Origin of the sequence: Neorhizobium phenanthreniclasticum, from assembly GCF_040066075.1 — a bacterium.
GTDB lineage: Bacteria > Pseudomonadota > Alphaproteobacteria > Rhizobiales > Rhizobiaceae > Neorhizobium > Neorhizobium petrolearium.
Genome location: NZ_JBEAAL010000060.1, coordinates 1 through 10,787 on the forward strand (window position 1 = coordinate 1; position 10,787 = coordinate 10,787).

A 10,787-nucleotide genomic window follows, 5' to 3' on the forward strand; every position below is an offset into this window, starting at 1 on the left:
CTCCCTCCGGCGAGGTGGGGCGGAGGAGACGCTGTCGGGCCGACGTCTCGTTTCGCTTCCTTGCATTATGCGCCGGGCGTGCCTGTGAGGCATTGGAGGGTGACGGGACAGCGCCATGCGGCGTCCGGGGGTTTTCCTTGAAAGCCCGGCCGCGCGGCGCAGGTGGAAGACGGTGCCCCCCGACGGCTCGCGAATGAGCAATCGGGACCGGCGGTCATGGCCGTGGCACCGTAAGTCTAAAGAGCGTGCATGACACTCTCCCGCTCAGGAGGGACACGCCACAGTTCCCACAAACCCCGTCATCGCAGAGGGATCGGAGTCGCGGGCATAAACCGCCGAACGGGGCGCCGAGAGGTGTCACCTATAAACTAACTTAAGAGGCAGCTTTCAGCGCCCCGTCCGCCACATACTTCGTCATCCTCGGGAGAGCGAAGCGAAAACCGAGGATCGCCAAGGGAGGACTCCGTCCAGCCCATCCCACCCATTCATCAACGGAGCCCCCATGACAGATCCCAGTCTCCCGCCCCTTGAAACCCGCATCAGCCGCCGTCTCGCCGAAGTCCTCGGCATGCCGCGGCTCTGCCCGCGCCGTGCCTGCGGCCGCACCGGGTGCTGCGCGGCCGCCGTCTCCGCGGATGGCGAGCCCGAATGCGTCGGCGCCCTGCAGGACTTCCATCGCAATCTGTTCGCCGAACAGAGAAAGATCGCCGGCGGCTGTGCCGCGCGGTTTTCCCGACGGGACCCCTTGCCCGAAGCGGAAAACGAGGCGCAGACTTTTATGCTGAGGCTCAACCTCTCCGCGGCCGTCGCCGCGCTTGCCGAGGAGCCCGCCAACCGTCCGGCCCTGCGCGGCTGGCTGCGCCGTCTTCGCCTCCCGCCACTCGCCCCGCCTCCTCGGAGCATTGCCGGCGCCTTTCTGAGATTCGGCAGGGTCGCGGAGGAGGAAGAGACGTTCGTGGAGGGCGGGCAATGATCGATGCCGAAGAGGTGGAAAGGGCGTAATGAGGCCGCGCATGCCGCACCGGCGTCCCGGCCGCTCGCTTTAGGCTCGCGGCGTTCGGTCCTCGAAACGATTCACTGGATCGTTTCGTCGGCTGCGCCGACCGGACCTCACCCCACAAACGCCCTTTCGATGACGAATTCGGCGGGCTTGCTGTTGGCGCCTTCGGTCAGCCCCGCCTTTTCGAGCAGCGCCTTGGTGTCCTTCAGCATGTCGGACGAACCGCAGATCATGCCGCGGTCGGTTTCCGGGTCGAGCGGCGGCACGCCGAGGTCGGTGAACAGCTTGCCGCTCGTGATCAGGTCGGTGATGCGGCCCTTCGTCGGGAATTCTTCGCGGGTGACGGTCGGGTAATGCTTCAGCTTGTCCCCGACGATCTCCGCCAGGAATTCGTGGTTCCTGATCTCCTCCACGAGGTCGAAGCCGTATTTCAGCTCGGCCACCTCGCGGCAGGTATGTGTGAGGATCACCTCGTCGAACTTTTCGTAGGTCTCCGGATCGCGGATGAGGCTCGCGAAGGGCGCGATGCCGGTGCCGGTCGAGAACATGTAGAGGCGCTTGCCGGGGGTGAGCGCATCGAGCACCAGCGTGCCGGTCGGCTTCTTGCGCATCAGCACGATATCGCCCGGCTTTATCTTCTGGAGATGCGAGGTGAGCGGGCCATCCGGCACCTTGATCGAGAAGAATTCCAGCTCCTCGTCCCAGGCGGGGCTCGCCACCGAATAGGCGCGGTAGACCGGCTTGTCGCCGACCATCAGGCCGATCATCGCGAACTCGCCGGAGCGGAAGCGGAAACCGGCCGGCCGCGTCATGCGGAAGCGGAACAGGCGGTCGGTGTAATGCTCGACGTCAAGCACCGTCTCGGCATAGACGCCGTCGGGGATCTTGACCGCAAATTCTTCTGTCTTCGCTGGAGCGTTCATGCCTGTCCGTCTCGTCTCAGTCTGTGGCCCATCTTTCGCACTAGCGAAATATACCATAAGGCCGTTCATTTGAAGGCACCCGCGTCCTCAAGTCGCGGGGCTTCAGGGAAAATATGTGCCGGAAAATCCGCTTTTCGCCTCAGGCGGTCGCGGTGCGGCGGCGCCAGCTGTAGCCGGGTGCCTTTTCCGCAGCCCTCGCCGCCGGCTGGTAATGGACCGCGATACCCGGCAGGCGCCCCTCCTCCAGCCGCTTCAGCGCGGTCGCGTTCGTCACCGCAAAACTGTCGATGCCGACCCGCAGCATCAGCGGCACCTGGTCGATCAGCACGTCGCCCACGGCGCGCAGCTCGTTGCGGTAGGCGAGCCGGTCGCGCAGCAGCGAGGCATGGCTGAACGCGCGGCCGTCGTTGAAGGCGGGAAACTCCACCGCGACGATCTCGAGCCGGTAGAGATAGGGCTCGAGCTTGTGGACATCGTCGCCGGGCCTGATCAGCACGCCGAGGCCGACATCGTTGCTGGATTCCGCCTTCTCGATCAGCGCGTCCAGCGGCAGCAGCGCCTTCTGCTCCTCGGTCGCCTTCACCTCTTCGGTCTCGATCACCCAGGGATCGTTCTCGACGAAGCCGGTTTCTCTCCAGATCCTGGTCATTTACGCAGCCCCCTTACGCAGCTTCTGCCTTGGCATCGCCATAGAGCGCCTCCTTGAACGGCTGCGGCCCGACCCGGCGATAGGCGTCGAGGAAGGTTTCCTCCTTCGAAAGCCGCAAGGTCAGATAGGTGTCGACGATCGTCTCGATCGCATCCGTCACCTTGCTCGGCTCGAAGCCGCGGCCGATGATCTCGCCGATTGAGGTGTTCTCGTCGCCGGAACCGCCGAGCGTGATCTGGTAGAGCTCGGCACCCTTCTTCTCGACGCCCAGGAGCCCGATATGGCCGACATGGTGATGGCCGCAGGCATTGATGCAGCCGGAGATCTTGATCTTCAGCTCGCCGATTTCCGCCTGACGTTCGGGCGCACCGAAACGGGTGGAGATTTCCTGCGCCACGGGAATGGAACGGGCATTCGCCAGCGCGCAGTAGTCGAGCCCCGGACAGGCGATGATATCGGTGATCAGCCCGGCATTGGCGGTCGCGAGGTTCTGTGCGACGAGCGCGCGGTAGAGCGGTTCGAGATCGGCCAAAGCCACATGCGGGAAGATGACGTTCTGCTCATGGCTGATGCGGATTTCGTCATGGCCAAATTCTTCCGCCAGATCGGCGATCAGGTCCATCTGCTCGTGCGACGCATCGCCCGGAATGCCGCCGATCGGCTTCAGCGAGATCGTCACCATGCCGTAGTCGGGATGCTTGTGCGGCTCAACGTTCTGGCTCACCCAGCGGGCGAAGGCCTCGTCCTGTTTCTTCCAGCCCGCAAGCTGCGCCCAGCCTTCGGCGCGATCCGGCAGAGCCGGCGGCGCGAAATAGGCGGCGATCGCCTGGATGTCGGCCTCGGGAAGCTTCAGTTCCGTACCGGCCAGGTGAGAGAATTCTTCCTCGACCCGGCGGGTGACCTCCTCGACGCCCGTCTCGTGGACGAGGATCTTGATACGCGCCTTGAACTTGTTGTCGCGACGCCCGAACAGATTGTAGACGCGCACGATCGCCGTCACGTAGGACAAGAGGTCCGCTTCCGGCAGGAAGTCGCGGATCTTCTTGGCGATCAAAGGCGTACGCCCCTGCCCGCCGCCGACATAGACGGCGAAGCCCAGCTCGCCCTTGTCGTTCTTCTTGAGATGCAGGCCGATGTCGTGCACCTGGATCGCCGCGCGGTCGCGCTCGGCGCCGGTTACGGCAATCTTGAACTTGCGCGGCAGGTAGGAAAATTCCGGATGCACCGAGGACCACTGGCGCAGGATTTCGGCGTAGGGCCGCGGGTCGGCCACCTCGTCGGCGGCGGCGCCGGCAAAATGGTCCGCCGTGACGTTGCGGATGCAGTTGCCGGAGGTCTGCAGCGCATGCATCTCGACGGTCGCAAGTTCCGCCAGGATATCCGGTGTGTCGGAGAGCTTCGGCCAGTTGAACTGGATGTTCTGGCGGGTGGTGAAATGCCCGTAACCGCGGTCATACTTGCGGGCGACACGGGCGAGCATGCGCATCTGCTTCGAATTCAGCGTGCCGTAGGGGATTGCGATGCGCAGCATATAGGCGTGGAGCTGCAGATAGACGCCGTTCATCAGGCGCAGCGGCTTGAAGGCATCCTCTGCCAGTTCGCCGGAAAGGCGGCGCGCCACCTGATCGCGGAACTGCTCCACGCGGCTCGTGACAAAAGCGTGGTCGAATTCGTCGTAACGGTACATGGTTTCCTCAGACTGCGATGAAGGCCGGATCGGCTGCGCGATAGCCGGCGGCATATTCCATGGTCGGGCCCTCAGCGCGAATGCGCTCGCGAAGGCGGATCGGCCAGAGCTTGCCGCCCTGCTCCTCGACGTCGACGACTGCGACGTCCACGACCTTGTTTTCGGCGAAATCGCGCTTGCCGATCGCCTCCAGCGAAGCAACGGCTTCCGCGTGGCGCGCGACAAGCGCATCCTGCAGGTTTTCCACCCAGCGGCCGTTCGCATCGAGCCAGACGGCGATGCCATCGGTCAGGCGGTTGGCTGTCAGAACCTTGTCGGTCATCCTCTCATTCCTGTCGTTTCCCGAACCGCAGCCCTGAAAGCTGACAAATGCTCGGATTTTTCGAAGTTCGCGCCGGCGACGGCCTCGCCGATGATCACCATGACGGGGCCGACGAGATCGTCGCGCGCCTGAAGATCCGGCAGTTCGCCGAGGACCCCATGGAAAAGCCGGCGGTCGGCGCGGCTGGCATTCTCGACCACGGCGACCGTCGTCTCCGGCGCGAGGCCGGCGCCCATCAGACGTTCCGCCACGGAAGCGGCGACCGTACGGCCCATATAGACGGCGATCGTTGCGCCCGAAACGGCAAGGCTTGCCCAGTCCGGCAGCACGTCGCCGGTCAGGTCGTGTCCCGTCGTGAAGATCAGCGAGGAGGCGACGCCGCGCAGCGTCAGCGGCAGGTCGAAATCGGCGGCGGCGGCAAAGGCGGAGGTGATGCCCGGCACGATCTCGTAGACAATGCCTGCCTCACGGAGCGCCGCCATCTCCTCGCCGGCGCGACCATAGACGAGCGGATCGCCGGATTTCAGACGCACGACACGCTTGCCCTGGCGGCCGAGTTCGACCAGCAGACGATTGATCTCATCTTGAGATTTCGAATGGCAGTTCTTGCGCTTGCCGACCGGCAGACGCTCGGCATCGCGGCGGCCCATGTCGACGACCGCCTGGGGCACCAGCGCGTCGTAGACGATCGCATCGGCTTCCATCAGCACGCGCTGGGCGCGCAGCGTCAGAAGGTCCTCGGCACCCGGACCGGCACCGACCAGCCAGATCTTGCCGGCTTGCCGCTCCTGCACCGAAAGCAGCGTATTGGCGGCACGGCGGGCGGCGGCGCTGTCGTTCGCGGCGACCGCATCGGCCACATCTCCGGAAAAGAAGCGGCTCCAGAAAATACGGCGCGACACGCCGCGCGGCACAAACTTCTCGGCAGCATCGCGATATTCGGCCGCAAGCCGGGCAAGCGCACCCAGCGAGGGCGACAGCATCCGGTCGATCCGGGCACGGATCATCTGGGCGAGAACCGGCCCCGCCCCTTCGGTGCCGATCGCGATGGCGACCGGGGCCCTGTTGACGATCGCCGGCGTGTAGAAATCGCAGAATTCCGGTTGGTCGACCGCATTTGCCGGTATCTTCTCGGCGCGGGCGGCCGTGACGATCACCCGGTCCAGCGCGGCATCACCGGTCGCGGCAAACACCAGCACCGCACCCTTCACCTGCTCCGGTGAAAATCGGTCGCGAACGGTCTCTATGCCCTCAGCGGCGAGCCAGGCGGCATAATCGGCTTGCGGCGCTGATGCATAGGCGACGATCCCGGCATCCGTATTGCGCAACAGCCGTGCCTTGGCGAAAGCCTCGTCGCCATTGCCGAACACCAGCACGCTCCTGCCGCTGATGCGAAAGAAGGCCGGGAAAACCGACAGGCGGTCTGGGCTTGAGAACATGCGGGCACCTTGAACCATAGCAGTGCACTATCCGCGATTGAGCATCGAAGTTGAAGGAATGGATATGCGAAGTGTGCTGCGTCGCGGTATTTCTGTTTCGCGTTCCGCGGCTTCTTGAGCAAAAGCCACCGCAGGCTGTCTTTCTCAGCCTTTTCCGAGGCTTGGAACTGGGTTCCCGTTCTGCGGCCCTTCGCTTTCCGCGAGGCGCAGCAGCAAAGGAGGACGCCGCCTTACATCCGGCAGCCCAAGGTCGGGAAGAAATACTCTGCCAAGTGACATGACAACCCGCAATTTTAATAGAATTGAAACAGAAGAATGCTCAGAAAACCGTGTCCGTCCCTCTCGAAAAGCGATGTTTCCGCACATGAGCCCGCCACCTCTGAATTTCTGGCAGTCCTGCGACAGAAACCTTCTTTCATCCGCCAGGGAGACATTGCTGGAGGTGCTCGAGCGGGACGCCGATCGACTGGTCAATCGCTTCTACGACGCTTTCCTCGCCCATGAGAAAGCCTTGCCGTTCCTCAGTCATTCGGTGGTCCATGAGCGGCTGAGCCATTCCCTGCGGAAATGGCTCCTGACGCTCATGGAGATCGAGCCCGACGGCGATCTCTCCGATTTCAACGACCGGCAGAGGCGCACCGGCGAAGTGCATGCGCGCATCAGGCTGCCGATGCACCTCGTGCTCGAAGGGGCAAGCCTGATCAAGACCGATGTGTCGAAGGCCCTGCTCGCCGAGTACGGCAACCGGCAGGCAGCGATCGCCATCGTGCTGTTCAACGAGGTCATGGACTACGCCATGCTGCAGATGAGCGAGGCCTATGTCAGCGGTGCGGCGCAGCGCGCCAAGGTCGAGGAGGCCTACAGGCTGTTCACGCTCGGCCAGGATGTCGGCGTGGAACGGGAAAGCCAGCGGGCCGCGCTGATGGAATGGAGCCAGTCGGTGATCTTCGGCCTCTTCGGCGCCGCCGGCAGCAAGCCGCGGATAGAGCTGATCTCCTCATCCGAGTTCGGCCTGTGGTTCCGGCATCGCGCGAGCATCATGTTCCAGGGCTCGCTGATGCTGAGGAACATCGAAAAAGCCATGCGGGAAATCGACGACCGGCTTCTTCCAAAGATCGAAAATCGCGACGCCGCGGACGGAACGGAGATTGCGGCGGTGGTGGCGCGGCTCCAGTCGCTCGTGGAGGAGATCAAGTTCCTGCTGGCCGATCTCTTCCAGAGCCTCTCGGCCTCCGCCGGCGCGCGCGATGCTCTGACCAATGCACTGAACCGCAAATTCCTTCCCTCGATCCTCGGCCGCGAGGTCTCGCTCTGTCTGCAGCACGGCACGCCTTTGTCGGTGCTGATGATCGATGTCGACCATTTCAAGCAGATCAACGACCGCTGGGGCCATCCGGCCGGCGACCAGGTGCTGCGGCAGGTGGCCGAGATCATCATCGAACACACCCGCGCAGCCGACATCGTCTTCCGTTACGGCGGCGAGGAATTCCTCGTGGCACTCGTCGAGACCGATCACGACAAGGCGTTCGAGGTCGCGGAGCGGGTCAGGGCCGGTTTCATGAACACGGACCTGAATGTCGCCGACGGGACGAGCATTCGCGGAACGATCTCGATCGGCGTGGCGACGCATCGCGGCCATCCGGACTTCCAGCATCTGATCGATGCCGCCGACAAGGCTCTCTACCTGGCGAAGAACGGCGGCCGCAACCAAGTGATCGCAGCCTGAGACGGCGGTAGCTGCGGATAAGCCCGGACGGCGGCCACAAAGCGCTTTTCCCGCAGGTCCGATGGCCATAGATTGGCGCCAGCCATCTTTGAAGGAAGCCTGCCTTGACCGCCAAGACAATCGCCGCCCGTCTGCTGGACGTGATCGAAACCGACATCCTGCCGCTGACGGAAAAAGGCGTCGCAGCCGGCAACAAGGTGTTCGGCGCGGCGATCCTGAAAAAATCCGACCTTTCGCTGGTCATCGCCGAAACCAACAACGAGGTTGAAAACCCGCTCTGGCACGGCGAGGTCCACACGCTGAAACGCTTTTATGAGAAGACTCTAAATTTTCCTTCCAAGGAATTGATTTTCCTGTCGACTCACGAACCGTGCACGATGTGCATGTCGGCGATCACCTGGGCCGGCTTCGACAATTTCTACTCCTTCTTCACCCATGAGGATTCGCGCGACGCCTTCGCCATTCCGCATGACCTGAAGATCCTCAAGGAAGTGTTCGGGCTGGAGCCCGGCGGCTACCGGCGCCAAAACGCCTTCTGGAACTCCTACTTCATCGCCGATCTGGTGGAGAGCGAGGACGAACCGCTGCGCGGCAGTCTCAAGGCGCAGACAGCACGCATCAAGGCGACCTATCAGCGGCTTTCGGACAGTTATCAGTCCGGGAAGACCGAAAACAATATTCCGCTCGCTTGAGCGAGGGATCGCTTCATGGAACCATCGAAGGACATTTCGCGGCTGATCGAGATCATGGCGGCGCTACGCACCCCCGTCACCGGCTGCCCCTGGGACCTCGAGCAGAATTTTTCGACCATCAAGCCCTATACGATCGAGGAAGCCTACGAGGTGGCGGACGCGATCGAGCGCAACGACATGGACGACCTCTGCGAGGAACTGGGCGACCTTTTGCTGCAGGTGGTTTTCCATGCCCGCATGGCGGAAGAGGCAGGTGAATTCTCGTTCGGCGACGTGGTCGAGGCGATCACCAAAAAGATGATCCGCCGCCATCCGCATGTTTTTGCCGTCTCGGATGCCGCCACGCCTGATGCGGTGAAGGTGCAGTGGGACGACATCAAGGCGGAGGAAAAGCGCGAGCGCGCCGAGCGGCGGGCGAAGCGCGGGATCACGGAAGACTTCAAGCACGGTTTCCTGAGCTCCGTCCATCGCAGCCAGCCGGCGCTGACCGAAGCACTGAAACTGCAGCAACGGGCCGCCAAGGTGGGTTTCGACTGGTCGGAGGCCGAGCCGATCCTCGACAAGATCGAGGAGGAAATCGGCGAGTTGCGCGAGGCGCTGCGGGAAAGGCGGCAGGACAAGGTCAGCGACGAACTCGGCGACCTGATCTTCGCGCTCGTCAATATCGGCCGGCACGTGAAGGCCGATCCGGAAGAGGCGCTGCGCGGCACCAATACGAAATTCAGGCGCCGGTTCAACCATATCGAGACGGAACTTCAGAAATCGAATGAAACATTGGAGGACGCCACGCTGGAGCGCATGGAAGAACTCTGGCAGGCGGCGAAGGCGATCGAGCGGCAGATCGGCTGACAGAATGGCACGACCGGGGGAAGGATCGCCGTGAAGCTCGACGCTCTTGAGGCGGCGATCGCCGGCGCCGGGATCGGAGGGCTCTCGCTCGGGGCGATGCTCGCCAGACGCGGCGTGAAAGTCGTGATCTACGATCAGATGACAGCACCGCAGCCGGTCGGCTCCGGTTTCGTGCTGCAGCCGACCGGCTCGGCCGTGCTTGCGGTGATGGGACTCGCCGACGGAGTGCGGATGCGCGGAGCAAACATTACCCGCATGCACGGCAAGCTGGCGGGGACGAACAAAACGGTGCTGGAGATCGGCTATCGGCAAGGCGAATACGGCATCGCCATCCAGCGCGTTGCGCTGTTCGACCTCCTGTTACAGACTGCGGTTTCTGTCGGAGTCGCATTCGAGACATCGTCGCGGATAACCGGTCTTGCGGAGGGAGAGAAGCCGGCGATCGTGCTCGATGGCGGGCGGATGGCTCCTACTGCCGATCTCATCGTCGACGCCATGGGGGCGAGTTCGCCGGTCGGATATGATCCGGCAAAGGAGCTCGGCTATGGAGCGCTGTGGGCGACCGTTCCGTGGCCGAAGGACGGGCCATTCCATGCCAGCGAACTCGAACAGCGCTACGAACGCGCCAGCCGCATGGCCGGCGTGTTGCCGGTCGGTACAGCGCATGACGGCGCCGCCGAGATGGCGACTTTCTTCTGGAGCCTGCGCAACGGGGATATCGAAGCCTGGCGCCGGGCGGGTCGGGCGGCGTGGATCGACGAGGTCGCAGCCATGTGGCCGGAGGCGGCGCGGTTCGCGGAAATCGCCGAACCGGTGCATGCGCGTTATCGGCACCATACGCGCAAACCGATCGCCGGAAGGAGGATGATCCGGATCGGCGACGCCTCGCACGCCACAAGTCCGCAACTTGGCCAGGGAGCGAACATGGCGCTGCTCGACGCGCTGTCCCTAACACTCGCGCTGGAAAAAGCGGAAACAGTCGAGGAAGCCTTCGCACTGCATCTGAAGCAGCGCCAACTACACATCTGGCTCTACCAGATGCTAAGTCGTGTTCTGACGCCCTTCTATCAGTCGGACAGTCGCGCCCTGCCTTTCATGCGCGACGTCGTGATCGGCCCAGCAACACGGCTGCCGCTGGTGCGCTATCTCGTCAGCCGGCTGGTAACGGGAGATTTTCTCAACCCAGTCGGGAGGATCGGCGCAGGGAATTATTCAACAACGGAAATCCCCTCACTTGCGATTTCGAACACTTAGGCTCCGGCCAAGGTGTTGAAATCGCTTTCTCTCCCACAAGGGGAGAGATAGGAATGCCGCACCGCTGCGAATCTACCTCTCCCCTTGTGGGAGAGGTTACAAAATCATGATCTTAGCTTTAGAGCGGGATGATTTTAGATCCGTTCATATCCGGCCTCGTTGAAATAGTTCTGGCATTCTTTTGGAGAAACGGTTTGGAGGATGGTTGCGAGCGCGTCATGGATGGCGTTGCGGCTTCTGGCCTGC

Annotated in this window: 10 protein-coding genes and 1 pseudogene; 5 read left to right on the forward strand and 6 right to left on the reverse strand. The window is 63.1% G+C overall.

Annotation, left to right across the window (positions count from 1 at the left end; translation table 11 throughout):
- Positions 1–502 precede the first annotated feature (502 nt).
- Positions 503–973, forward strand: coding sequence for a hypothetical protein (locus ABK249_RS33350; protein ID WP_348864894.1), 471 nt, complete (start codon positions 503–505; stop codon positions 971–973).
- A gap of 137 nt (positions 974–1,110) precedes the next feature.
- On the opposite strand, the gene ABK249_RS33355 is transcribed toward ABK249_RS33350, so the two are convergent.
- The 5 genes from ABK249_RS33355 to cysG all read right to left on the reverse strand — a co-directional run bounded on the left by ABK249_RS33355 (position 1,111) and on the right by cysG (position 6,020).
- A complete protein-coding gene (locus ABK249_RS33355; RefSeq protein WP_348864895.1) occupies positions 1,111–1,923 on the reverse strand; it encodes a ferredoxin--NADP reductase in 813 nt (270 codons plus the stop codon).
- Positions 1,924–2,062: 139 nt separating this feature from the next.
- The gene (locus ABK249_RS33360; protein ID WP_348864896.1) at positions 2,063–2,572 is read right to left on the reverse strand and encodes a DUF934 domain-containing protein; all 510 of its coding nucleotides are present in this window, start codon (positions 2,570–2,572) and stop codon (positions 2,063–2,065) included.
- 13 nt (positions 2,573–2,585) lie between these two features.
- Positions 2,586–4,259, reverse strand: a complete 1,674-nt coding sequence (locus ABK249_RS33365; RefSeq protein WP_348864897.1) for a nitrite/sulfite reductase — start codon at positions 4,257–4,259, stop codon at positions 2,586–2,588.
- 7 nt (positions 4,260–4,266) lie between these two features.
- Positions 4,267–4,581 (reverse strand): DUF2849 domain-containing protein, encoded by a 315-nt coding sequence (locus tag ABK249_RS33370; protein WP_348864898.1) that lies wholly within the window; start codon positions 4,579–4,581, stop codon positions 4,267–4,269.
- A complete protein-coding gene (cysG, locus tag ABK249_RS33375) occupies positions 4,578–6,020 on the reverse strand; it encodes a siroheme synthase CysG (protein ID WP_348864899.1) in 1,443 nt (480 codons plus the stop codon). The genes ABK249_RS33370 and cysG overlap by 4 nt, the downstream gene beginning before the upstream one ends.
- 364 nt (positions 6,021–6,384) lie before the next feature.
- Here cysG and ABK249_RS33380 point away from each other — a divergent pair, with 364 nt between their 5' ends.
- From ABK249_RS33380 to ABK249_RS33395, 4 genes are all read left to right on the forward strand, one after another.
- The gene (locus ABK249_RS33380) at positions 6,385–7,746 is read left to right on the forward strand and encodes a GGDEF domain-containing protein (protein ID WP_348864900.1); all 1,362 of its coding nucleotides are present in this window, start codon (positions 6,385–6,387) and stop codon (positions 7,744–7,746) included.
- Between the two features lie 104 nt (positions 7,747–7,850).
- Positions 7,851–8,438 carry a deaminase gene (locus ABK249_RS33385; protein ID WP_227702762.1) on the forward strand — a complete coding sequence of 196 codons (588 nt, stop codon included), beginning with the start codon at positions 7,851–7,853 and terminating at the stop codon, positions 8,436–8,438.
- A gap of 15 nt (positions 8,439–8,453) precedes the next feature.
- Positions 8,454–9,287 (forward strand): nucleoside triphosphate pyrophosphohydrolase, encoded by an 834-nt coding sequence (gene mazG / locus ABK249_RS33390; protein WP_348864901.1) that lies wholly within the window; start codon positions 8,454–8,456, stop codon positions 9,285–9,287.
- A gap of 30 nt (positions 9,288–9,317) precedes the next feature.
- On the forward strand, positions 9,318–10,541 hold the full coding sequence (locus tag ABK249_RS33395) for an FAD-dependent oxidoreductase (protein ID WP_348864902.1): 1,224 nt from the start codon (positions 9,318–9,320) through the stop codon (positions 10,539–10,541).
- Positions 10,542–10,675: 134 nt separating this feature from the next.
- Here the strand turns inward: ABK249_RS33395 and ABK249_RS33400 are convergent.
- Positions 10,676–10,787 (reverse strand): annotated as a pseudogene (locus ABK249_RS33400) (IS630 family transposase); the annotation flags it as partial.

Excerpts from the sequence above, each read along its gene's own strand:
- ABK249_RS33350 (WP_348864894.1), top strand. The coding sequence starts at position 503 with ATGACAGATCCCAGTCTCCCGCCCCTTGAAACCCGCATCAGCCGCCGT.
- ABK249_RS33360 (WP_348864896.1), bottom strand. The coding sequence starts at position 2,572 with ATGACCAGGATCTGGAGAGAAACCGGCTTCGTCGAGAACGATCCCTGG.
- mazG (WP_348864901.1), top strand. The coding sequence starts at position 8,454 with ATGGAACCATCGAAGGACATTTCGCGGCTGATCGAGATCATGGCGGCG.
- ABK249_RS33365 (WP_348864897.1), bottom strand. The coding sequence starts at position 4,259 with ATGTACCGTTACGACGAATTCGACCACGCTTTTGTCACGAGCCGCGTG.
- ABK249_RS33370 (WP_348864898.1), bottom strand. The coding sequence starts at position 4,581 with ATGACCGACAAGGTTCTGACAGCCAACCGCCTGACCGATGGCATCGCC.
- ABK249_RS33380 (WP_348864900.1), top strand. The coding sequence starts at position 6,385 with ATGAGCCCGCCACCTCTGAATTTCTGGCAGTCCTGCGACAGAAACCTT.
- ABK249_RS33355 (WP_348864895.1), bottom strand. The coding sequence starts at position 1,923 with ATGAACGCTCCAGCGAAGACAGAAGAATTTGCGGTCAAGATCCCCGAC.
- cysG (WP_348864899.1), bottom strand. The coding sequence starts at position 6,020 with ATGTTCTCAAGCCCAGACCGCCTGTCGGTTTTCCCGGCCTTCTTTCGC.